The organism is Akkermansia sp. JRP_AM1 (assembly GCF_049262625.1).
Classification (GTDB): domain Bacteria; phylum Verrucomicrobiota; class Verrucomicrobiia; order Verrucomicrobiales; family Akkermansiaceae; genus Akkermansia; species Akkermansia massiliensis.
Genome location: NZ_CP118234.1, coordinates 1,543,481 through 1,565,117, shown reverse-complemented (window position 1 = coordinate 1,565,117; position 21,637 = coordinate 1,543,481). Strand labels below are relative to the sequence as shown.

Sequence of the window (21,637 nt, the reverse complement as noted above, 5' to 3'; positions counted from 1 at the left end):
GAGGAGAATCACGATAAACAAGAATTCACCCCGGCGGCATTTCCGGCACGTTATTCCTTCACCCAAACGTTCAGAATCTCCACGATGTACATCTTGTGGAAATCCCGCGCGGCGTACCACTCCGGTACAATGGTCTTGTCCAGAAAGGCTTCCGGACTGAGAGCCTCCGCATACAGTTTGCGGCATTCCAGCACCAGGCGCGCTTCCATAAAACTCACGTTGCCGTTCTCCGTTGCGTACGGCGTCAGTCCGGAGGCGGCCACCTTGTCCGTATCCCGTCCGCTCGTGGTGCCGCAAACAGTCAGCGCCTTGTGGTACTCATGGCTGAAGAAGGAAAGCGTGAACTCCTCCCCGGCCTCAATGAAGCCGAAGGTATGGCGCTGGGGACGGATAACCACGAATGCCACGGGCTTCTTCCACATGAAGCCCAGGCCGCCCCAGCTGGCCGTCATCATATTGAAATGCTCCGGCGTTCCAGCCGTCACCAGCATCCAGTCGTGCCCGATCAACTGCATGGCGTTATCCCGAATCTCCTTTGGATCAATCTTTTTCATCGCGGTCTCTAACGTTCGTTCGCGTACCATCCTACACCTCTCCAGCCATATGTCAAAGCCGCGGAGCGGCTGGGATGACGCGGAAAAGGCGTGCCCCGCCCTGCCGGAAACACCCTTCCTTTGGAGTTGCATTTCCTAATTAGCGGCCCTAGCATTTCCGGGATGAACTATACCGCGCTGGAAGACAAGCTGGGTTACCGTTTCAAAAACCCGGACCTGCTCGTGCAGGCCCTCACCCACCCCAGCACGGACAGCAAGCCGGAAACGCGCCGGACATATGAACGGCTGGAATTCCTGGGCGACGCCATTTTACAGCTTGCCGTCACACAGTACCTTTACCGCCACATGCCCCAGTCTCCGGAAGGGGAGCTGACCCAACTGCGCGCCCGCACCGTCAGCCGCGCCAATCTGGGCAAATACGGCTTCATCCTGGGGCTGGACAAATATATTGCCCTGGGAAAAGGGGAGGAACGGGCCGGAGGACGGGAAAAAACTCCATCATCGCCAACACGTTTGAATCCGTCTTCGGGGCCATGTCGCTGGACTCCGACTATGAAACGGCCAAGGCCGTGGCCCTGCGCGTTCTTCATGAAGCGCTGGACTCCGCGGCCACCCACCCCAAGGAAATCAACCCCAAGGGGGAACTCCAGGCCATTCTTCAGGACATCCTGCCCGAAACTCCTTCCTATGAAACGGAAGAAAAAGGGCAGAGGGACGCCGAAAACCGTTTTCACTCCCGCGTTTTCTGGCATGGACACGCCATCGGTTCCGGCCATGGAGCCAGCAAGCGGAAGGCGGAAGTGGCCGCCGCCGCGGACGCCCTGGCCGCCAAAGCATGGCTCCGCATTACCGTGTAACCTTCAATGGGACGGGTGGCTATTTTGTCACCCTTAAGCCTTGGACAGCCCTGTGGCTGGTTTGATAGACAGAAGCCGTCTCCGTGAGGAAGAACCTTCCCGGAAGACCTTCTCACAGACACACACCAACCATAGAAAACAAATGAAAACCTATACTCTCCCCGTCATCGGCATCATGACTCTCGGAGCCGCCGCCTTTGCCGCCGCCACGCCTTCCACCGGAGACGTTCTGCTGGCCCGCGACAGCTTTTCCACCTGCAAATGGCTCGGCGAACGTTTCAAGTGGTTCAATGCGGAACGGGATCACAAGAATCCCTACATCCAGGAATTCAACGTTTCCCTGCGCATGCAGTACGGACTGGACTGGATTGACCCGAACGGCGAAGGGCGCGTGATGGGTGAAAAGGAAGGCAACGGCCGCCGCTTCAACGACGAATGGCGCCGCTTTCGCGCCGGCTTCAACATGAAGTTCCTGAAAAACTTCAAGCTCAACAACGTCTGGAACATCGGCGGCATGGACGGTCTGGAAAGCTACAACGCGAAAACCAACACCTGGGACACCTCCGACCTGACCTACTCCCTGTATGAACTGAATCTGGAATACAAGGGAGGCCCCGTCACCTACGCCATCGGCAAAATGAAGCCGCGCATCACCGGGGAATACCGCACCTCCTCCTCCGCCATCCTGACCATTGAACGCTCCATGCTGGTCAACCAGCTCCGCTCGGAAACCAACTACGGGTTCCAGGTGAACAATTCCGACAAGAATGACAAGCTCGGCTGGGCGGCGGGCATCTGGATGAACGGCAACGGAGGAACCGGAACCGGCACGTTCAACAACCGCATTGAACCCGCCTTCAACTCCCGGGACAACTGCTTCGTCACCGGCACGCTCAGCTATGATACGTCCAACGACGTTTTCCTGAAAAAAAGCCGCCTGTGGCTGGATTACGCCCATAACTTCACCAACTGGGGCGACGACGCACAAAACAAGGCGTATGAAAAGCTCACCGGCTACGGCTTCAAATCCAAATACCAGGGCACCGGCGCCAAGGACGTGGTGGCGCTGACCTGGGAAGGCTCCCAGGGGGATTTCTCCCTGATGACGGAAGTGATGGCCGGCTTCAACGTCATTGGCATGAAGGCAGGGGCTGAAAACGTCTTCGGCGTGACCATCATGCCGTCCTACAAATTCACCCCCAACTGGGAAGGCGTGGTCCGCTACCAGATGGCGGCGGGCAGCAACGCCGTGAAATGGGAAAAGCGCTATACGCAGAACTCTACCTATTCCGGCACTTCCGACTGCATGCAGGCCCTGTACCTGGGCGTCAACTACTACATTTTCGAATGCAATCCGAACATGGCCAAGATCATGGCGGGCGTTGAATACGCCCATTCCAACGGCACGGACGCCAGCAAGCAGAAAGGCTTCACCGGCTGGAGCTACAACATTGCCTTCCGCACCAATTTCTAAGAAGTTGAGACGCTAAACCACACATTGGGTTCATGGACAGGATGGGAGGCATGGAGTAAAATCCGGCCCATCCTGCCCATTTCTTTTAAAATCACAACCGTGTGTCCGGGAACGTTTCCGATTTCAATGTAATCAGCTTGGGCTGGGCTGTGTATTCGCGGCCTTTTTTCACTAGGCCGCCGGCGCTCACGAGGCCCTGGAGCTTTTCATAAATCCGCAGCCGCAGGATTTCCTCACCGCCCAGGGACATGTGCTTTTGCTTCATCACGATAACGGTACGCTGGAAGATGTCATTGAATTCCAGCATGCCCGCCTCATGAAGAATGATAATAAGCTCATCAGTCACCAAATCCGGTGTCTTGCGCGAGGAACGTGATCTCCTATCCTCCAGCATGATGATAGAATACTATCATGACACACTTCCAGGCGTCAAGTTGATAAGACCTGCGTCATTTTCCGGCAGTATGGGGCGGAAAGGGTATAAAAGGCGGGTGTCCGGAAACCGGATGAGGAAATTTCCCGGAGCGGGAGATGTGTTGTTGATTCGCCCATCCACGGGATTTACTCACCCGGAGGAAGGAAAGAAGCTCTGCAAGAAACGGGGAAAGGCATGCGTATTATCTGTAATCCGGGCCGTTCGGAACAACAGGCCCTAAATTTCATTTTTGCAGGTATGAATCCGGTCATTTTCAGTCCATGCGCAGCCGCGGCGGTTCTTCTGGCTCCTTTTTCCCTGTGGGGCGGGGAAGCCACGTTCATGAGTTACAACGTAAAGAACGGTACCGGCATGGACGGCAAGCGGGATTATGACCGTACGGCGCGGGTGATTGCGGAGGCAAAACCGGATGTCGCGGCCCTTCAGGAACTGGACAGCAAGACAAAAAGGAGCGGCGGCAGGGACACTTTGCAGGAATTGGCCGTAAGGACAAAGTTGACGGGGACGTACGCCAAGGCCATTGATTATTCGGGCGGTTCCTATGGAGTCGGCCTTTTATCCAGGGAGAAGCCTTTGAGCGTGAAGCGAATTCCTTTGCCCGGCCGGGAGGAGGCGCGCGTGCTGCTGATGGCCGAGTTCAAGGATTACTGTTTTTGCGTCACGCATTTGTCCCTGACGCGGGAGGATAGCAACGCTTCCATCGACATGATTGCCGCTCTGGCCGCGGAGTGCAGGAAGCCCTTTTTCATTGCGGGAGATTTTAATTTGACGCCGGGCTCGGAACCGATAGCCCGGATGAAGAAGCATTTCATTCCGCTGAGCGATTTTTCCCAAAAAACGTTCCCTGCCGATCAACCGGCGGAATGCATTGATTACATCTGGATGTACAGGGGGAGAAAGGCGGAGGCGTTCAAGGTGGCGGAACGCAGGGTGATTGAAGAGCCTGCCGCTTCCGACCACCGCCCGATCAAGGTGACGGTGCGTTATTAATGCCCTTGGCTCATTAATTGACGGCCCGCGGCGCATTTACGCCGCCCACCAGCAGTACGATTTCCCCCTTGGGGGCACGTTCCGCAAATTCCGCCGCCAGCCGGGAAGCCGGGCCGCGGTGGTAGGTTTCAAAGGTTTTGGTCAGTTCCCTGGCTACACAAACGGGAACGTCCGGGTCCAGCGCCGCCAGCGCCTGCACGGTTTTGACGATGCGGTGGGGTGATTCATAAAAGATACTGGTATGGGAAGCTTCCACCGCCGCCTGGAGCATGGAGCCCTTCCTGCCGGATTTGACGGGCAGAAAGCCGCCGAAGAAGAAGGCATCCGTAGGCAGTCCGGACCCCACCAGGGCCGTCACCACGGCAGACGGTCCGGGAAGTACGGTGAAGCTTACTTCCTTTTCCTTGAGCGTCTGAATGAGGCGGTAGCCCGGATCACTCACGCCCGGCATGCCCGCATCACTGATCACGGCAAAGCTTTCCCCGCCGGCGGCACGGGCGGCAATTTCCCCGGCGCGGGATTGCTCGTTGTGGTCGTGCATGCTCATCAAGGGCTTGCGGATTTCATAGTGGGAGAGCAGAAGCCCGGAATGGCGGGTGTCTTCACACGCAATGACGTCCACCTTGCGCAGCACGTCCAGCGCCCGCAGGGTGACGTCCGCCCGGTTGCCGATCGGCACCGGAACGAAGTAAACGCTGTATTCCACTTCCGCCATAAGCACAAATTTTCCGGAGCCGGACAGGTCTAGCCGTTGGTGAGGGTTTCCGCAATGGAGGTGGCTACCAGCCGCGCCGCATAGGAGAGGGCGTTGGTCCGGGCCGTCTGGATGTTGCCCAGGTCAAAGAATTGGCCCACTTCCTCCGCAGAGCTGGCATACAGGACTTTCTGCGTCCTGGCGTCCACCACCCGGTACTTGACGGCCAGGCGCAGGCCCAGCTCCGTACTTTTGTAGGTGTCTTCCCGGCTGGAACGCAACTGGTCGAAGGTGATGGAGTACACTTCTCCTTCCACCCGGATATCCGCATCCGCACCGGTGCTGAGCCGGTAGGTGCCGTCCCGCTGCAGTTCATCCGCCAGCGCGCCGGTCACCAGCGTGGCGGCGCGGGGTTCCAGGGAGTTGTTGGCAAAGAGGCAGACCTTGACGGTCTGCGCAAATTCCAGCTTGGGCGGCTTGGTGCCGCCGAGCTGGTAGCCGCAGGAACCGGCCAGCAGGCACAGAACGGGCAGAAGAAGTTTGAAGACGTTCCGGATACGGTTCATGCGGACGGAGAGTTCCTGTTATCTGCTGGTGACGCCCAGTTTTTTCAGGCGTGCCTTCGCCTTGGCGGCGGCGGCGGGATTGACGCTGCCCTTGGAGGCCACTTCCTGGTAGCAGAAGATGGCCGCATCGGTGTCTTTCATCTTGGTCAGGTAGTATTCCGCCACTTCCAGCTGCTGGGCCACCAGCTCACGCTTCATGGCGGCCAGGTCGGAACGGGCGGCCCCGGCGCGGGAGCTGTTGGGGTAGCGCTGGAGGTAGTCTTCATACGCTTCCTGGGCGCGGGCCACATTGACGTGGTTGCGGTCCCCGTCAGCGGCGGCCTGGCGGTACAGGGTGGCTATCTGGAGCTGGGCCGTCGGGGCCAGCGGAGAGTGCGGATGGTTGTCCACCAGGTTCTGATACGCCTCAATGGCCTCCTTCATCTGGCCGCGGGCGGCCAGGTAGCTGCCCAGCACGTTCATTGCCTGCGGGGCGGTAGGGGCGTACGGGGCGTTGTCACGCACGTGGTTCAGCCATTCCGTAACGTTCTTGGGGTCCATCCGGACGTCAAACATCCACAGTACGCGGTTGGTCAACGCGCCGCTCGCCGCGCCGAAGGCCATTTCCTTCTGCCGCGCCATGGCCTGTTTGTACAGGGGGCTGTCCGGGTGGCGGTCAATGAGCTTCTGGTACTGGTCAAACGCATCCGCGGGTTCCTTGCGGGCCTCATAGAGTTCCGCCATTCTGAACCGGGCCTGCGGCGCTTCCTTGGAAAGGGGGTGCTTTTCCACCACGCGCTTGTATTTCTTGATGGCGCCGGACAGGTCGTTCTTCGCTTCCTTCGCCCTGGCTTCCTGCATCAGGGCGATGGCCTGCTGGTCCACCATGCGGACGGTTCCGGGGGGCGGGGGCGCTTCCGAAGAGCACTGGCACAGCACCAGTGTTCCGGAGACGGCGGCCATCATGACAAGCAGCTTTTTCACATTCATGACTTTACAGCAGAAAAAGAGGGCGCGTCAACCCGGTGAACGCAGATTGACGCGCAAAAAAGAGTTAGTGTCCCTTGCCGTATACGGCTTCAGCATCAAAAACGACGCCGCCGTCCGCTTCACGCAGCGTGACGGGTTCCCCCTGGGGCTGGGCCTTCAGCTCGTCGCCGAAGGGCACGGAACGGTAGAAGCAGGAGTGGTGCCCGGTGTGGCAGGCTCCGGCGCCGCACTGGTCCACCAGCACGATCAGGGCATCCTGGTCACAGTCAATCAGGATTTGCTTCACTTTCTGCACGTGGCCGCTGGTCGCGCCCTTGTGCCAGATTTCCTGGCGGCTGCGGGAGTAGTAAACGGCTTCCCCCAGCTCCATGGTCATGCGCAGGGATTCCGCGTTCATGTAGGCCAGCATCAGCGGTTCATGGGTAACGTGGTCCATGGCGAGGGCCGGAATCAGGCCGTTCTGGTCAAATTTGGGGGCGAATTCCGCGCCTTTTTCCACATTCACCTTGCCGCGGTCGGCAAAGACAATCCGGGATGAGATGTCGTTTTGTTCCATAACCGGCCCCCTTAGTACATGAAATATCCGACATATACCAATCTTTTCTGTTGCCCTGACGCAACGAAATGTTTTCATAGGGAGCGTATGGCATTCACGGCATCCCAAGCGTTCGACCTGCTCCGCACCGCCTTCTCCCGCAACCGGCTTCCCCATGCCCTGCTCATTGTGGGAGACGAGCACCAGGGAGCCTCCCGCCTGATCCTTCAATTGCTGGAGCTGATGAACGGCATCCGGGCGGACCACCTGGACAGCGTGCGGGACGAGTATTGCCGCCTGGTGCGCCCCAAGTCCAAGTCGCGCCGCATCCTGCGGGATGACATCCGCGCGGTGGAACCTTTCCTCCAGCAGCGCGCGGCGGAGGGAAAATGGAAGATAGCCGTGTTCATGGATGCGGAGCGCATGAATGACGAGGCCGCCAACGCCTTCCTGAAAACCCTGGAGGAGCCGCCCAGCCAGTGCCTGCTCATTCTGTCCACCTCCCAGCCGGACCAGCTTCTCCAGACCATTATTTCCCGCTGCGTGCGCGTCAACCTGCTGCAATCCGCGGAGTTCAGGCTCACCCCCATCCAGGAGGCCCTGCTGCCCCACTGGCTGGAGACCTGCCGCAATCTGGACAATGACCTGGCCGCGCTGGCCTTCCGCAGCAAGTTCGTGGACGTCATGACGGAGGCCAAGGCCGCCATCACCAAAAACCTGAACCAGGCCCTGAAGGATGAAGCGAAGGAAGCCGCCCAGGGCACGGATACCTCCGACTGGGAGTCCCGCAACAAGGACGCGAACACCGCCCAGATAGAGACGGAATACCTGGAACAGCGCAACCAGGCCCTGGAATTGCTCATCAGCTGGTTCGGCCAGGCGGCCCTGATCGCCTCCGGCGCTCCGGAGGTCACGCCGATTCATCCGGAGGTGCGCACGCTGTCCGCACAGATGCCCGTGAACGAATTGCTGAAGCGCATGGAAGCCCTCAACAGGCTCCGCGACGATTTGAATTTCAACATTCATGAAGCCCTGGCGCTGGACGTCCACCTGCTGGCCGCCGTCGGGTCTTCCTGAATGAAGACTCCCTCACCTCCCCTACCCCATTATGACCTACTACTCCCGTCTGCTGTTGTCAGCCGCCGTCTTCCTCGGCTGTTCGCCCGCCGTCCGCGCCGTCACCCCGGAAGAAGGGAGGCGCATCTACCTGGAAGCAAAGGAAGGGAATGCGGAATCCCAGTACCGTCTGGGCCTCTGCTTCCTGAAGGGAGACGGCGTCAAGCGCAGTCCCTCCCAGGCCAAATTCTGGTTTTCCAAGGCGGCCAGGCAGGGGCACCGCACGGCGGAACGCTCCCTGCGCCTGATTCCCAAAAAGGCTCCGCTGCCCGTGGACCCCTCCGCCGACCGCGCCACCCGGGAGAAGAAGGGGCTTGAATTGTATGAATACCTGTACAAGCTGAAGGATTACAGGCCCGCGCGGGAGAGCACAACCACCTCTGTCACCATCAACGGCAAGAGGAAGTATGACAAGCTGCCGGAAGAGGGAACGAAGCCGGAGCTTTCCAAAGTCAGCGCTTTCATCCGCGCCGGGGCGGACGTGAATTACCAGGGGGAGGGCATCAGGGGGATAATTCCTGCGCGCTGGCCCTGGCGCTGGACATGCAGTTTTTTGAATTGGCGGACCTCCTGATTGCCAACGGGGCGGACGTCAATCTGGAAATAGGCCGGTCCGACGAGTATAAAAACGCCTCTTCCTCCCTTCTTTCCAGGCATTATTTCAATCCCAGGGCTCCGCAGGCAGCCTATCTGCTGGAGCACGGGGCGGACCCGGATTACGTGTGCAATGACGGCAAAACCCTGCTGATTTCCGCCGCCAGGTACGGGAATGAGGAGAGTGTCAGGTTCCTGCTGGAAAACGGTGCGGACCCCAACAAACCCAACGGTAAGCCGCGGCTAGGCCATTACAAGCCGGCCAATTCGGAAACGGCCCTGTGGGTGCTCGCGGACGTTTCCGGCCTTCAGGAAAATTCCATAAACGCCGCCGCCAAATTGTTGATTGAGCACAAGGCGGACGTGAATTTCCGCTCCAGGGGCGGGGCCACTCCCCTGGACCGCGCCATCGCCACCGGAAAGAGCAGCCTGGCGCGCATCCTGAAAGAAGCGGGGGCCAAAACCTCCAGGGAATTAGACGGCAAGTAAGGCGCTGAAGCTCAGCCTTTTTTCCCTCCCTGCCGGAGTCGGGAGAGGATGACTTCCTCATAGGCGCGGAATTTCTGCTCATACGTCAGCCGCGCCGCCGCCGGGCTGGTGGAGGGCATCTGGATGATGGCAGGGGTTTCCCGGAGGAATAGTTCCGGAAAATACCGCTTGAGGTATTTATGGGAGGCGGTGCCGTTGCAGCAGACGGTGCCGATGCCGGGGAAACATTCCAGCAGGGCGGCAATGTCATTGGGCTGTTCCTGGGAGATGTGCTGGTCCAGGCTGCCGGGCCTGACGCCGGAGGCCACCACGTCCCACAGCCCCACCCCGCCCCGGTTGAGCAGGGACAGGCGTTCCCCATACGGCAAGGAGGGGTCAAAATCCAGCAGGGTTCCCATGATTTTCCAGAAGGCGTTGCGCGGATGGGCGTAATACTGGGCCTGCCGCAGGGATTCATCCCCCGGCAGGGAGCCGAGCACCAGCACGGAGCATTCCGGCGTGACGGAGGGAGGGAAGGAGCATTTCTTCACGGCGGGAGGAGGTCACGGGTTCTGCATGCCTGAGTATCTGCGCACCTCCTTGATGCCCACCTCCTGCCGGAGCAGGGAGGAGAGCCACGGATGGCTTCCCACCGCCGGAGCCAGGTTGAACCGCTCCGGCCTGGTGATGCGCGTGAAGATGACGCGCCTGATTTGGGATTTGGGCACTGTCTTGGCTCCGTAGCCGTCCGGCATGTTGGAGGACCAGAAGGTGACCGTGTCCCCGCCGTCCTTCACCAGAACGGTCAGGTGGCCGGATTCCCGGCGGCCGATGTGGTCCGTCCAGAATATTTTCATGAAGTCTCCGGGACGGGCCTTCCGCCAGTCTTCAAAGTTGACGCCGGCTCCCAGCCTGTGCACCAGCACGGCCAGGCCGGGACCGTTGGCGTTCGCCCAGCCCCACGGCCCTTCGCCGTCATGCTGGCCCAGGCGGGGAATGAGAGCCAGCCACGCTCGCTCGGAAATAACGGGCTGCGGCTGGGCGGCGTCCCATAATTGCAGGGATTTTAAAAGGAGCAGGTAGCAGGCGGAGGAGCAGAAGGAAGGGGTGGCCTCCCGGAGAAGGAAGACGGGACGGCGCGTGCGGGGGTCCCAGCGGCAGGTTTTCTGCGCCAGGGCTTCCATGGCTTCCCTGTTGGTTTTGTAGCCTCCACCCTTCCGGAATTGGGAAAGTCCGGCGCGCAGGGACTGGTACCATGCGGCCTCACCCGGAGTCATGGCCGCACCCCGGCCTGCGGGGGCGCGTTCCGCCGCCGTCACGGCTGCCGGCCACAGCAGCCCAAGGCAGCAAATCAATATCAGGGCATTCCTCATCCTTGCCCCACAGGGTATACGGGCGGCGGAAAATATCAAGGGCGGATTGCGCGCGCAGCGCTGTACGGAAAGGGAAGAAGACCATAGCCTTTTCCCCGGAATTCCTGTTGTTTTGTCTGGACTTATCGCAGAACGTCCCTTACTGTGCGTCAGGTCACGCGCCGGGTATGCGGAGCGGAGAGGCAACGCACCTTGGGCGGACCTTGTTTCCGGTATTTATTTTTAACCACCACGGACCACATAGAGGCATCATACCATGGCAAAACGCGAAGACATCCGCAAAATCCTCATCATCGGCTCAGGCCCCATCATCATCGGCCAGGCCTGCGAGTTCGACTACTCCGGCACCCAGGCCTGCAAGGCCCTGCGCGCTGAAGGCTACGACGTCGTTCTGGTGAACTCCAACCCCGCCACCATCATGACGGACCCCGGCATGGCGGACCACACCTACATTGAGCCCCTGACCGTGGACCGCATCACGGCCGTGATTAAAAAGGAACGCCCGGATGCTCTGCTGCCCAACCTCGGCGGCCAGACGGCCCTGAACCTGGCCTCCAAGCTGAATGAGGAAGGCATCCTGAAGCAGTACAACGTGGAAGTCATCGGCGTGGACCTGGAAGCCATCGCCCGCGGTGAAGACCGTATCATTTTCAAGGAAACCATGGACAAGATCGGCGTGCCGGTGGCCAAGTCCGAACCCGTCTATACCGTGGAGGAAGCGGAGAAGGTGGCCGCCGAGCTGGGCTACCCCGTCGTGCTCCGCCCCGCCTACACCATGGGCGGCACGGGCGGCGGCATCGTGTACAACGTGGAGGAACTGCGCCAGATCGTCCCCCGCGGCCTGGCCGCCTCCCTGATCAACCAGGTGCTGGTGGAGGAATGCGTGCTGGGCTGGGAAGAACTGGAACTGGAAGTCGTGCGCGACGCCAAGGGCCAGAAGATCACCGTCTGCTTTATTGAAAACGTGGACCCCATGGGCGTGCACACCGGGGACAGCTTCTGCGTGGCCCCCATGCTGACCGTTCCCCAGGACGTGCAGGACAGGCTTCAGGATTACTCCTACCGCATTCTGGACGCCATTGGCGTCACGGGCGGCACGAACGTGCAGTTTGCCCACAACCGTGAGGACAACCGCATCATCGTCATTGAAATCAACCCCCGCACGTCCCGGTCCTCCGCCCTGGCCTCCAAGGCCACCGGCTTCCCCATCGCCTCCGTCTCCACCAAGCTGGCCTCCGGCATCACGATGGACGAACTTCCCTACTGGCGCAAGGGCTCCCTGGAAAAGTACGAGCCTTACGGCGACTACGTAGTCGTCAAGTTCGCCCGCTGGGCCTTTGAAAAGTTCCCCAAGGCAGCCGACAAGCTGGGTACCCAGATGAAGGCCGTGGGGGAAGTGATGAGCATCGGCCAGAACTTCAAGGAAGCCTTCCAGAAGGCCGTGCGTTCCCTGGAAATCGGCCGCGCCGGGCTGGGCCGCGTGAAGAAGCTGGAAGCCCTCACCACGCCGGAACTGCGTGAAAAGATCACGTACGGCAACAGCGAACGCTTCTTCCAGATTTACGAACTCCTGCGCCGCGGCGTGACCGTGGAGGAAATCGTGAAGCTGACCCGCATCACCCCGTTCTTCATTGAACAGATGAAGGAACTGGCGGACTTTGACTTCTCCCTGGATGGCCAGGGCTGGGATTCCCTGCCCGTGGAAACCCTGCGCCAGGCGAAGAAGATGGGCTTCTCCGACAAGTATCTGGCCCAGATTTTCAACGTGCCTGAAAAGGCCGTCCGCACCCGCCGCCAGGAAAACGGCATCACCGCCACCTACCGCATCGTGCCCGTCAGCGGCGTGGAACACGCGGAATATTACTATTCCACCTACAGCGGCGCAGAGGATGAAGTGCCCGTGAACGACAAGAAGAAGATCATGATCCTGGGCGGCGGTCCCAACCGCATCGGCCAGGGCATCGAGTTCGACTACACCTGCGTGCACGCCGCTTTCACCCTGCGGGACAACGGGTATGAATCCATCATGGTGAACTGCAACCCGGAAACGGTCTCCACGGACTTTGACACGGCCAACAAGCTGTACTTTGAACCCGTGACCGTGGAAGACGTGCTGGCTATTTATGAGAAGGAAAAGCCGGAAGGCGTCATCGTCCAGTTCGGCGGCCAGACCCCGCTCAACATCGCCCAGGCCCTCAAGGACGCCGGGGTGAAGATCATGGGCACCCAGCCGGAAGGCATCCGCCTGGCGGAAGACCGCGAATACTTCCGCGAACGCATGATCGCCCTGAATATTCTCCAGCCGGAAAGCGGCACCGCCCGCTCCCTGGAAGAAGCCGTGGAACTGGGCCGCCAGATCGGCTACCCGGTGATGGTGCGCCCCTCCTTCGTTCTGGGCGGCCGTGGCATGGAAGTCATTTACGATGAAGAAAACCTGAAGCGCTACGGCGTGGAGGCCATCCAGGTCAGCCCGGAATACCCCATGCTGATCGACCGCTTCCTGGACAACGCCATTGAAGCGGAAGTGGACGCGCTGGCCGACGGCACGGACACCTTCGTGGCCACCGTGATGGAACATATTGAGCTGGCGGGCATCCATTCCGGAGACTCCGCCTGCGCCATTCCTCCCGTGACCATCGCCCCCAAGCACGTCCGCACCATTGAGGAACACGCCGCCAAGATCGCCAAGGACTTCCAGGTGAAGGGCATTCTGAACGTGCAGTTCGCCATCTGCGATGACGAGGTGTACATCATTGAAGCCAATCCCCGCGCCTCCCGCACGGTGCCCATCGTCTCCAAGGTCACGGGCATCTCCATGGCGCGCCACGCCACGGAAATCATGCTGGGCAAGAAGCTCAAGGACCTGGGCCTGAAGCCGCGCGCCTGCCGCTTCATCGGCGTGAAGGAAGCCGTCTTCCCGTTCAACATGTTCCCGGAAGTGGACCCCGTCCTGGGGCCGGAAATGCGCGCCACGGGGGAAGTCATGGGCATTGCGGACAACTTCGGCATGGCCTACTACAAGGCCCAGGAAGCCGCAGGCTGCATCCTGCCCACCTCCGGCAAGGTGCTCGTCACCGTCTCCGACCGCGACAAGAAGTTCATTGAACCCATCGCCCGGGACCTCATCTCCCTGGGCTTCAAGATCGTCTCCACCGGAGGCACCGCGGAATACCTGCGCGGCCAGGGCGTGGAAACGGAAGTGGTCAACAAGCTGCATGAAGGCCGCCCGAACCTGGGCGACATGATCACCAACAAGCAGATTGACCTGATCATTAATACTCCGGTGGACCGCACCAGCATGATTGACGACTCCTTCATCCGCATGCAGTCCATCCAGAAGAAGATTCCGTACATGACCACCATCGCCGCCGCCAGGGCCACGGTGGAGGGCATCCGCTCCGCCCAGCATGTGAAGGTATCCCCCCGCTCCCTCCAGGAATATCATTCCTGAACGCGGACGGCTCCAGCCATTTAAAAGGAATGCCCCGCATGCGTCTCCTGCATGCGGGGCATTTAATTATCCGTCCGGGCCGGAGGAGGGATGTGAAATTCAACCAGCGCCTGTTTCCGGCCCCTTTTCAGCCACACCGCCTCCGGAGAATCACGCTTCCGCTATTTCCGCACAGATCAGCGTGGCGTTATCCTGGTTGGGCGCGCCGTCACGGTTGATGCCTTCCAGCACGGACCGCACCAATTCCTCCGCGGACAGCATGGACAAGTACCGCATCCCCGCCGGGCCCAGGGAGTCCAGATAAGGCCCCACTCCGTCGCTGGCGACCAGAAGGCGGTCCCCGGGAACCAGAGGGAAGCACTCTTCCCGCAGATCCACCAAAGGCACTTCCCTCCCCATCAGGGCGGAGGTCAGGGAATGGCGGGAAGGATGGCTCAAGGCCTCCTCCCGGCTGATGGAACCTTCATCCGCCATGCGTTCCAGCTCCGCGGAATACTGGTGCAGGTCATTAAGCAGAAACATTTTTTCCTCCCGGATGAGCAGCAGAAGGGAATCTCCCACGCTGACCCAGCGCAGCCCTTCCGGCCCTATCCAGGCCGCTACCAGCGTCGTGCCCATCTCGTCATCCTTCCCCCTCTTCTTCCGGACCGTACGCACCTGTTCATTGGCGGCGGTCACTGCGTCTTTCATCCTCTTGCCGGGAGACCGGTTTTCCCGCTCAAACGCCTGAAAAAAACCTTCTATAGCCGCGCGGCTGGCCAGCTCCCCTCCGGTATAGCCCCCCATGCCGTCCGCCAGGACCAGCACCAGGGCGTCATCCCCGGCCAGGATGGAAAAGGAATCCTGCTGATTGCTGCGGGCGCCCAGAATCTGGTCCCCATGCAATCCGGAAACCATAAAAGGTTCTTGGGAAAAAGGCTGCTGCGTCATGGCGGTGAGCCATCGTAGCACGGCAGGCCCACCGGGATAAAGCAAGAATAACGTGAGAGAAGAAGCCATGTCTGCATCCCGGGATGATTTTTCCGGAGTCGGAAAAGCAAATATCAATGCGGGGCCGTAGAAATCCGGACGACACGTATCGCGAAATCTCGTTCGTCAACGGGAAGAACAGGGAACTTTACATGGCTCCCAAAGCCCTGGATTACTCCCAGCTTCATGACCTTTTTTCCCGCTACGCGGCAGGGGAGAATCTTTCCCGCCTCAACAGGGAGTGGACTCTTGACGTGAACAAAACCCGCTATATTCCCACCATCATTGTTGTTCTGGCAATCATCGCCGTCCTTGCCGCCATCATCTTTCAATCCATGAATTGAAAGAAAGCTTTCCTTTTTTCATTGCCGGACATTTCCGGGATATTCCGGCAGAAGGGCCGTTGCGGTTCCGGGCTTCTGCCGGAAGAACATCGCACTGGATGGAGGCCAAGGAAACAACCGGCAAAGGAACGCGTGAACATCCTTTTCCGGATGCAGTGCATGAACGGTGCGTCCTCAGCAGGCCCCTAAATACACCACGGTTTCATTCGGAACCGTAACACGGCCTCCCGTCTCAAACCGGTCAAACAGCCCGTTAAGGGCGTCCAGCCAGGGGGAATGGCCCTCATCCTTTTCCGTCAGGGCATAGGAGGCGGACATCATGCGGCGGAGATACTGGTCCCGCGTATAGGACAAATCATTCGGAAAGCGGAATACCCGGAAGCGGTGGTCGAAAAACTCGCCGAGTCTATCCGTCAAGTCGGCCAAGCCCCCGCTGAATCCATAAAAACGCGGGCAGTAAAGACGATGGATGTTCCCTTCCTCCCGGACAATGGGGCCGTCTTCCACCCTGGAATTCCAAATCAGGGCTATTCTGCCCTCCGCGGCCAGAATACGGCGGCATTCCCGCTTGAACGCGGCGGCGTCAAACCAGTGGAACGCCTGCGCCGCCGTTACCAGGTCCACGGAAGCGCCGGGAAGCAGGGTATGCTCCGCCGTTCCCGGCACGGAATGGAAGCGGTGGAAACCCTTCAGCACCTTCTCCGCCTCCCTCCGCATGTCATCGTTAGGCTCCACGCCGTACACGGTCCAGCCATGCTCCACCATGGCGCGGGACAGGATGCCTGTTCCGGAACCTATATCCGCCATTCGGGGATTCTCCCGGCGGGTTTCCCGCGTCAGAAGCTCAACAACGGCGGCGGGATAACCGGGCCTGCCCTGAACGTAGGCCCCGGCTTTTCCGGTAAATCGGTCAGTATTATTCATCGGGCTTTGTGAGATGGTTTACTCCTTTTCTCCCGTTTTTCCAGCTTCAATGCTGTTCCCGGAACATGAAAAGCCGCCGCACCGCGGGATTTCAGGAAAAAGGCATAAGAGCCGCTCCCGCCGCCTGGCCCGTTGAAGGCAGCCGGGTGAATACCTTTTCCTGCCGCTTCCTCATCCTCCCGGCAAACGGGCGGGATGCAGTCCCCACTGATGGCTTTACAAGTCTTTCACGAGCTTTTAGTATCCGGATCAGGCCCGCTTCTCCCGGATTGCGTCCTGATTACGGGAAAACGACCATCTGCGGGCTCCATTTTCCAGACTGCGCCGCCCATGTTCGGATATTACAGACTTGCCTCCGCCGTCCCCCAGCTCCGCGTGGCTGATGTGGATTACAACGTCGACCAGCTCATGGACGGATTCCGGAAGGCTGCGGAACAGAAAGCTGCTGCCGTCGTCTTTCCGGAGCTGAGCATCACGGGCTACTCCTGCGGAGACCTCTTCTTCCAGCCGCGCCTGCGGGAGGCGGCCCTGGACGGCCTGCGCCGCTTTGCGGAAGCGACGGAAGGCTCAGGCACCATTGCCGTGGCGGGCCTGCCCTTCCTGCATGAAGATGCCCTGTACAACACGGCGGCGGTCATCCAGTCCGGCAGAGTGCTGGCGCTGATCCCCAAAACCGTGCTCCCCAACTACCGGGAATTTTACGAAAAGCGGCAGTTTACATCCGGCAGGGAGCTGGGAACAGGGACGAAGGAGGCCAAAGTCAATGGGGCATATATTCCGTTCGGAACGGAAATCATCTTCCACGATGCAGCCTCCTCCTTCAGCTTCGGCGTGGAAATATGCGAAGACCTGTGGAGCGTCATTCCCCCCAGCTCCGGACTGGCCCTTCAGGGAGCCAGGGCCATATTCAACCCCTCCGCGGGAACGGAACTCACGGGCAAGGCCGCCTACCGTCGCGAACTGGTCAAGCAGCAAAGCGGCAGGTGCCTCTGCTCCTATGTCCTTTCCTCCGCAGGCGTGCATGAATCCACCACGGACACCGTATTCGGCGGGCATTCCCTCATTGCGGACAACGGCAGGCTGGCGGCTGAAGGCGAACGGTTCGGCAGGGAAAGCTCCCTCATCCTTGCGGACGTGGACTTTGAACGGCTGGCGGCGGCGCGCCTCTCCGAAAGCTCCTTCAATGACAGCAAATCCCTTTCCCCTGCCGGAAATGCCCTTCATCTGACGCTGCCGGCGGAAGTTCCCGCCCCCCGGTCTGGAATACGCCTTTAATCCGGCGCGGCCATTTCTGCCCTCCCCCGCACACCGCCCGGAACGGTGCGAAGAAATCATCGCCATCCAGACAGCGGGACTGGCTAAAAGAATGGAGCACACCGATGCACGGCGGCTTGTCATCGGCATCTCCGGCGGTCTGGACTCCACGCTGGCCCTGCTTATTTGCGAGCGCGCCTGCCGGGCGTTGAAACGCCCCGCCTCCGACATTCTGGCCGTCACGATGCCGGGCTTCGGCACCACGGACAGAACCCACGACAATGCCTTAACCATGTGCCGCCTTCTGGGCGCGGAGCTTCGGGAAATCCCCATTTCCGAATGCTGCCTCCGGCACTTCGGCGACATCGGGCACGACCCCGCCGAACGCACTACCACCTATGAAAACGTCCAGGCCCGCGAACGCACGCAAATCCTGATGGACCTGGCCAACAAAACCGGGGGGCTGGTCGTGGGAACGGGAGACCTGTCGGAAATAGCCCTGGGCTGGAGCACCTACAACGGAGACCACATGTCCATGTACGCGGTCAACTGCTCCATTCCGAAGACGCTGATACGGTGCCTCATTGAACACATCGCCGGAGAATCGTCCCCGGAACTGGCCGCCACCCTCGCGGACATCAACAACACCCCCGTCAGCCCGGAACTTCTGCCTCCGTCAGGCGACGGCTCCATTGAACAGCGTACGGAAGACGTGCTGGGGCCTTACGACCTGCACGATTTTTTCCTCTTCCACTTCATCAAATACGGGGCAGAGCCGGACAAAATCCTGTATCTGGCGGAGCACGCCTTTCGCGGCGAATTCCAGCCGGACTTCATTCGCCGCTGCCTGGGCATCTTCATCCGCCGCTTCTTCCGGCAGCAATTCAAGCGCAGCTGCATGCCGGACGGCCCCAAGGTAGGCACCATTGCCCTTTCTCCGCGAGGAGACTGGCGCATGCCTTCCGACGCCTGCGGAACAGTGTGGAAAAATATATTTCCCACCGTTGAACCCTTCTGGAGGGCTGCTGCACGCTGACCTTCTCCGGCGCCCCGGCATGAATTGCCCTACAGGGAAGCTCAATGCCCGGGGGCCAGCTTCAACCCGATAATGCCTATCAGCAGGAAGGTGGCCGCCAGCATGCGCCAGACATTGGAGGAATCCCCGAACCACAGGATGCCCACCAGAAACGTTCCCAGCGCGCCGATGCCCGTCCACACCGCATAAGCGGTGCCGATGGGAATGCTGCGCTGGGCCAGCCACAGAAGAAAACCGCTCAGGGCCATGCTGAACACGGAGAACGCAATGCAGGCGGCAAACCTGCCGGAACCCGTGCCGGGCGCCTGTGAAAGCTTGAAGCCCAGAGGCCATCCGATCTCACAGAGACCGGCCAACACCAGATAAATCCAGGACATATATTGAAACGGGGAATCATCTTCCGTTTGCCGGCCCTCCCGAATGGGAAGAGCTCCAAGGGCAACGGATGCCTTGCAGGGTACCCGTGCCCGCCCCGGAATCAAGCAGACAAACCATGCACACACTGTCATACCAGGAATGCTGAAGAAACAGTGAACACAAATAAAGAAAACTCTTAACATTCATAAACTATTTCCTCTCATCCCTGCCAGCAATCAGGCCGAAAGTGCAGGGAATGAAACAACAGGAATGGGTGCTGAGAAAGCCTCAAAACTGGAGAAAAAACCTCCATGATCATTCTTCCGATTACAATCACATCCTCCGAAACCGAATCAGACGATTCAAACTTCTTCTATCTTAGAAACCGAGGCAAATACAGCATTTGCACGAAAACTATTGCTTCAGGCGAAACGGATACCAACGACATGTTCATGGTTGAATAATCCGCAACTTCATTCTTCTAACAAATACAGTGCGAGCTCACAAAAGCTCGCACTGTATATTTATTCCTTCTATAATCAAGGATTTACATAAGTTTCAATCCACGCACGCCTATCCATGCGACTAGCCATATAGTAGCTAAAACGGTATCAGATACAAGCGAAAATCGAAAAAATATTCTTATGAAAATCATTGATAGGTTGACTCCATGAAAAAAATTTCATAGCCTGAATCCAGTTAGAGCAAAAAAGCTAGAAAGAATCCCTTCTTCCAGCTTTTCAGGTTCCTACTTCCGCCCTACAAAGGAGACAGCAGCAGCATAAATATGGAACTCTATGCTATCTTTTTTTACGCTGATGTCAACTCTGGAGGATAGAAGTGGATTTTTAGTAGATAGAGTGATCTATGAATGCAAAAAAACAAAAAAACAAAAGAATGATAGATTGTCAAATTAATCTAAAAATATCTCACCAGGCATTCCGAGATATCTTCCTCATGATATCACTAATCATATCTTCCCTATGATTTGGTGAACATGCTGATTTCCCTTGGTTGAAATTTCAACCATCGAGACATTATGAAAACAAGAGAAAAATCCAGTTCTTGTTTTCATAATGTCTCAAATTCCTACCACCGTTCCTCCCAGAGCTTTTCTTACTTCATCCAACATCTGCCCATTAGAGGCTTCTGCGTTCTGCAGGAAAACTTCTTCATGGCGACGGAGGCATACGGGTGGTCTCTGCTACATTTTATAGATTTTTTACCAGAAGCAAGGATTTCAACTCAAAAAACTCTTCTCTCCACAATTCTGAAGCTTATATTAGAAACATGGTCTGTGGGTATGAAGAGAAGGAGACTTATAGAGCAAATACCCGGAAAATTCGAGAATCCCGTCGCAAGCTTACGAACAAAACAGGACCGGCAGATTAACTCCCCCGGTCTCGGCAATAATCAACAACTAAAAGCGGGACTATTTTATTACCGGAGCTTTCTGCCCGGTCGGCAGCCCCGTATCCTTTCCGTCGGTCAGCCACTCAATCGTAATGGGAACAAACTTCAGCTTCTTGATATTCGGCTGGTTTTCCTCATAAAGCACCCCCACGACACCGGGTTCTACCATGGCGAGGCTGGAATAGGCAAAACCTCCTTCTCCCAACAGTTTTTTCACCGGCCAGGTTTTGCCGTTGTCATAGCTCATCGCCACCTGCCCCTTGATGCGCCGTCCGGCACTGGGGCCGGAAAACAGGAGGCGGCTCTTGCCGCCAAAGGCAGGCTGGGCCGTCAGAGAATAAGTCATCAGGGAATTCTGCGTGCTGTCGCAAAACAATTCCGGAGCATCTTCCACTTCACCCCATGTCGCGCCGCCGTCCTGTGACCACACGATGCGGCGGCAATTGCCTCCGCCCCAGTGGCGCGCGACCATGACCACGCCTCCGTTATCCGTCTCCGCGATGGACGTTTCATTCACCAGGCCCTTCATATTGGCGGTCGGCTGGCCCTGCTTCCAGCTTTTGCCGCCGTCATCACTGTAAATGCAGGAAATCACCCATTTGCCGAACGGCCCTTCATTCATCGGAATCACCAGGCGCCCCTTGTGGGGGCCGCTCTTCAACTGGGTTCCCGCATTCGGGCCGGAAGCCATGATGTCCACGCCGGTGGGGCGCTTGGTCGTCTTCGTGATATCCTCCGGCTTCGTCCAGGAGGAACCGCCATTCCTGCTCTGGATCATGAAATTGCGGATGCACTTCTCGTCATCCCAACCCTGAGGAATATTGGGCTGCCGTTCCTTGACTCCTGCGGGATAACGCTGGAATACGACGGTCACGGTCTTGGTCTTGGCATCATAAACCGGGCACGGATTGTTAAACGTGGCCCCATGCGACTTGGCAATCGCCCGGGGGCGTGACCAGGTTTTTCCGCCATTCTTGCTGACGCTCATGATAATGTCGTTCTCCCCCTGGTCAGTATTCTTATACCGGCCTTCGGCAAACGCCAAAAGCTGCCCCTTCCCGATATTGAGCAAGGCGGGAATGCGGATGGACGCATAAGGGTTCCCTTCCCCAGCGCTGAATACGGTCACCGCCTTGTCCGTGGGAAAATCCGTCTTCTCTCCCTGCCCGAAGGCGGGCAGAACTGCGGCGCACACCGCACCCATCAAAAACTTGAACATGGAATTCATCATTACTGGACTTTATCTTGTTCCGAAGGGCTCTA

The 21,637-nt window shown here is 58.6% G+C and carries 20 protein-coding genes and 2 pseudogenes; 10 read left to right on the top strand and 12 right to left on the bottom strand.

What is annotated here, in order from left to right; genetic code table 11:
• Window positions 1-50: 50 nt before the first annotated feature.
• The gene (locus PVA48_RS07400; protein WP_102729011.1) at window positions 51-554 is read right to left on the bottom strand and encodes a flavin reductase family protein; all 504 of its coding nucleotides are present in this window, start codon (window positions 552-554) and stop codon (window positions 51-53) included.
• Between the two features lie 162 nt (window positions 555-716).
• Here PVA48_RS07400 and PVA48_RS07395 point away from each other — a divergent pair.
• The 3 genes and pseudogenes from PVA48_RS07395 to PVA48_RS07385 all read left to right on the top strand — a co-directional run.
• Window positions 717-1,037 (top strand): annotated as a pseudogene (locus PVA48_RS07395) (ribonuclease III family protein); the annotation flags it as partial.
• Between the two features lie 50 nt (window positions 1,038-1,087).
• Entirely contained in the window at window positions 1,088-1,411 is a 324-nt protein-coding gene (locus tag PVA48_RS07390; RefSeq protein WP_423232459.1) for a putative dsRNA-binding protein, read from the top strand.
• A gap of 142 nt (window positions 1,412-1,553) precedes the next feature.
• Entirely contained in the window at window positions 1,554-2,885 is a 1,332-nt protein-coding gene (locus PVA48_RS07385) for a porin (protein WP_102729009.1), read from the top strand.
• Between the two features lie 91 nt (window positions 2,886-2,976).
• Here PVA48_RS07385 and PVA48_RS07380 read toward each other — a convergent pair whose 3' ends face one another.
• The gene (locus PVA48_RS07380; RefSeq protein WP_146018112.1) at window positions 2,977-3,231 is read right to left on the bottom strand and encodes a hypothetical protein; all 255 of its coding nucleotides are present in this window, start codon (window positions 3,229-3,231) and stop codon (window positions 2,977-2,979) included.
• Window positions 3,232-3,558: 327 nt separating this feature from the next.
• Here PVA48_RS07380 and PVA48_RS07375 point away from each other — a divergent pair, with 327 nt between their 5' ends.
• On the top strand, window positions 3,559-4,311 hold the full coding sequence (locus PVA48_RS07375) for an endonuclease/exonuclease/phosphatase family protein (RefSeq protein ID WP_102729055.1): 753 nt from the start codon (window positions 3,559-3,561) through the stop codon (window positions 4,309-4,311).
• A gap of 13 nt (window positions 4,312-4,324) precedes the next feature.
• Here the strand turns inward: PVA48_RS07375 and rsmI are convergent, their stop codons facing one another.
• The 4 genes from rsmI to hisI form a co-directional block, all read right to left on the bottom strand.
• Complete coding sequence (gene rsmI / locus PVA48_RS07370; RefSeq protein WP_022397658.1) at window positions 4,325-5,026, bottom strand: 16S rRNA (cytidine(1402)-2'-O)-methyltransferase; 702 nt, start codon at window positions 5,024-5,026, stop codon at window positions 4,325-4,327.
• 29 nt (window positions 5,027-5,055) lie between these two features.
• Complete coding sequence (gene lptE / locus PVA48_RS07365) at window positions 5,056-5,571, bottom strand: LPS assembly lipoprotein LptE (protein WP_022397659.1); 516 nt, start codon at window positions 5,569-5,571, stop codon at window positions 5,056-5,058.
• A gap of 18 nt (window positions 5,572-5,589) precedes the next feature.
• A complete protein-coding gene (locus PVA48_RS07360) occupies window positions 5,590-6,534 on the bottom strand; it encodes an outer membrane protein assembly factor BamD (RefSeq protein ID WP_215833365.1) in 945 nt (314 codons plus the stop codon).
• A 70-nt stretch (window positions 6,535-6,604) separates the two neighbouring features.
• Window positions 6,605-7,096, bottom strand: a complete 492-nt coding sequence (gene hisI / locus PVA48_RS07355) for a phosphoribosyl-AMP cyclohydrolase (RefSeq protein ID WP_102729007.1) — start codon at window positions 7,094-7,096, stop codon at window positions 6,605-6,607.
• Between the two features lie 87 nt (window positions 7,097-7,183).
• Here hisI and PVA48_RS07350 point away from each other — a divergent pair, with 87 nt between their 5' ends.
• Genes PVA48_RS07350 through PVA48_RS07340 form a run of 3 tightly spaced genes read left to right on the top strand, consistent with a single transcriptional unit; the run spans window position 7,184 to window position 9,274 of the window.
• Window positions 7,184-8,152, top strand: coding sequence for a hypothetical protein (locus PVA48_RS07350; RefSeq protein WP_180975265.1), 969 nt, complete (start codon window positions 7,184-7,186; stop codon window positions 8,150-8,152).
• A gap of 31 nt (window positions 8,153-8,183) precedes the next feature.
• A complete protein-coding gene (locus PVA48_RS07345; protein WP_423232458.1) occupies window positions 8,184-8,765 on the top strand; it encodes a tetratricopeptide repeat protein in 582 nt (193 codons plus the stop codon).
• Window positions 8,735-9,274, top strand: a complete 540-nt coding sequence (locus tag PVA48_RS07340; RefSeq protein WP_423232457.1) for an ankyrin repeat domain-containing protein — start codon at window positions 8,735-8,737, stop codon at window positions 9,272-9,274. Before PVA48_RS07345 ends, PVA48_RS07340 begins: the two co-directional genes overlap by 31 nt.
• 11 nt (window positions 9,275-9,285) lie before the next feature.
• Here the strand turns inward: PVA48_RS07340 and PVA48_RS07335 are convergent, their stop codons facing one another.
• Together PVA48_RS07335 and PVA48_RS07330 are read right to left on the bottom strand one after the other, a co-directional pair.
• Window positions 9,286-9,804 (bottom strand): DNA-deoxyinosine glycosylase, encoded by a 519-nt coding sequence (locus PVA48_RS07335; RefSeq protein WP_102729005.1) that lies wholly within the window; start codon window positions 9,802-9,804, stop codon window positions 9,286-9,288.
• A gap of 12 nt (window positions 9,805-9,816) precedes the next feature.
• The gene (locus PVA48_RS07330; RefSeq protein ID WP_253231807.1) at window positions 9,817-10,608 is read right to left on the bottom strand and encodes a hypothetical protein; all 792 of its coding nucleotides are present in this window, start codon (window positions 10,606-10,608) and stop codon (window positions 9,817-9,819) included.
• Window positions 10,609-10,882: 274 nt separating this feature from the next.
• Between PVA48_RS07330 and carB the strand changes: the two genes are divergently transcribed.
• Window positions 10,883-14,077: a carbamoyl-phosphate synthase large subunit gene (gene carB / locus PVA48_RS07325; RefSeq protein WP_102729002.1), complete on the top strand. Its 3,195-nt coding sequence runs from the start codon at window positions 10,883-10,885 to the stop codon at window positions 14,075-14,077.
• 150 nt (window positions 14,078-14,227) lie between these two features.
• Here the strand turns inward: carB and PVA48_RS07320 are convergent, their stop codons facing one another.
• Window positions 14,228-14,974, bottom strand: a complete 747-nt coding sequence (locus PVA48_RS07320; RefSeq protein WP_180975264.1) for a PP2C family protein-serine/threonine phosphatase — start codon at window positions 14,972-14,974, stop codon at window positions 14,228-14,230.
• A 149-nt stretch (window positions 14,975-15,123) separates the two neighbouring features.
• Between PVA48_RS07320 and PVA48_RS07315 the strand changes: the two genes are divergently transcribed.
• Window positions 15,124-15,390 (top strand): hypothetical protein, encoded by a 267-nt coding sequence (locus PVA48_RS07315; RefSeq protein WP_102722149.1) that lies wholly within the window; start codon window positions 15,124-15,126, stop codon window positions 15,388-15,390.
• 174 nt (window positions 15,391-15,564) lie between these two features.
• Here PVA48_RS07315 and PVA48_RS07310 read toward each other — a convergent pair whose 3' ends face one another.
• A complete protein-coding gene (locus PVA48_RS07310; protein ID WP_102729000.1) occupies window positions 15,565-16,314 on the bottom strand; it encodes a class I SAM-dependent methyltransferase in 750 nt (249 codons plus the stop codon).
• A gap of 330 nt (window positions 16,315-16,644) precedes the next feature.
• Here PVA48_RS07310 and PVA48_RS07305 point away from each other — a divergent pair.
• Window positions 16,645-18,604: pseudogene (locus PVA48_RS07305) on the top strand (NAD(+) synthase).
• A 41-nt stretch (window positions 18,605-18,645) separates the two neighbouring features.
• On the opposite strand, the gene PVA48_RS07300 reads toward PVA48_RS07305, so the two are convergent.
• Together PVA48_RS07300 and PVA48_RS07295 are read right to left on the bottom strand one after the other, a co-directional pair.
• Window positions 18,646-18,981, bottom strand: coding sequence for a DMT family transporter (locus PVA48_RS07300; protein WP_102727590.1), 336 nt, complete (start codon window positions 18,979-18,981; stop codon window positions 18,646-18,648).
• Between the two features lie 1,412 nt (window positions 18,982-20,393).
• Window positions 20,394-21,593, bottom strand: a complete 1,200-nt coding sequence (locus PVA48_RS07295; protein ID WP_180975263.1) for a sialidase family protein — start codon at window positions 21,591-21,593, stop codon at window positions 20,394-20,396.
• Window positions 21,594-21,637: the final 44 nt, after the last annotated feature.

Excerpts from the sequence above, each read along its gene's own strand:
- hisI (WP_102729007.1), bottom strand. The coding sequence starts at position 7,096 with ATGGAACAAAACGACATCTCATCCCGGATTGTCTTTGCCGACCGCGGC.
- PVA48_RS07345 (WP_423232458.1), top strand. The coding sequence starts at position 8,184 with ATGACCTACTACTCCCGTCTGCTGTTGTCAGCCGCCGTCTTCCTCGGC.
- PVA48_RS07320 (WP_180975264.1), bottom strand. The coding sequence starts at position 14,974 with ATGGTTTCCGGATTGCATGGGGACCAGATTCTGGGCGCCCGCAGCAAT.
- PVA48_RS07375 (WP_102729055.1), top strand. The coding sequence starts at position 3,559 with ATGAATCCGGTCATTTTCAGTCCATGCGCAGCCGCGGCGGTTCTTCTG.
- PVA48_RS07390 (WP_423232459.1), top strand. The coding sequence starts at position 1,088 with ATGTCGCTGGACTCCGACTATGAAACGGCCAAGGCCGTGGCCCTGCGC.
- lptE (WP_022397659.1), bottom strand. The coding sequence starts at position 5,571 with ATGAACCGTATCCGGAACGTCTTCAAACTTCTTCTGCCCGTTCTGTGC.
- PVA48_RS07300 (WP_102727590.1), bottom strand. The coding sequence starts at position 18,981 with ATGTCCTGGATTTATCTGGTGTTGGCCGGTCTCTGTGAGATCGGATGG.
- PVA48_RS07350 (WP_180975265.1), top strand. The coding sequence starts at position 7,184 with ATGGCATTCACGGCATCCCAAGCGTTCGACCTGCTCCGCACCGCCTTC.
- PVA48_RS07315 (WP_102722149.1), top strand. The coding sequence starts at position 15,124 with ATGCGGGGCCGTAGAAATCCGGACGACACGTATCGCGAAATCTCGTTC.
- PVA48_RS07400 (WP_102729011.1), bottom strand. The coding sequence starts at position 554 with ATGAAAAAGATTGATCCAAAGGAGATTCGGGATAACGCCATGCAGTTG.
- carB (WP_102729002.1), top strand. The coding sequence starts at position 10,883 with ATGGCAAAACGCGAAGACATCCGCAAAATCCTCATCATCGGCTCAGGC.
- PVA48_RS07340 (WP_423232457.1), top strand. The coding sequence starts at position 8,735 with ATGCAGTTTTTTGAATTGGCGGACCTCCTGATTGCCAACGGGGCGGAC.
- rsmI (WP_022397658.1), bottom strand. The coding sequence starts at position 5,026 with ATGGCGGAAGTGGAATACAGCGTTTACTTCGTTCCGGTGCCGATCGGC.
- PVA48_RS07310 (WP_102729000.1), bottom strand. The coding sequence starts at position 16,314 with ATGAATAATACTGACCGATTTACCGGAAAAGCCGGGGCCTACGTTCAG.
- PVA48_RS07295 (WP_180975263.1), bottom strand. The coding sequence starts at position 21,593 with ATGTTCAAGTTTTTGATGGGTGCGGTGTGCGCCGCAGTTCTGCCCGCC.
- PVA48_RS07385 (WP_102729009.1), top strand. The coding sequence starts at position 1,554 with ATGAAAACCTATACTCTCCCCGTCATCGGCATCATGACTCTCGGAGCC.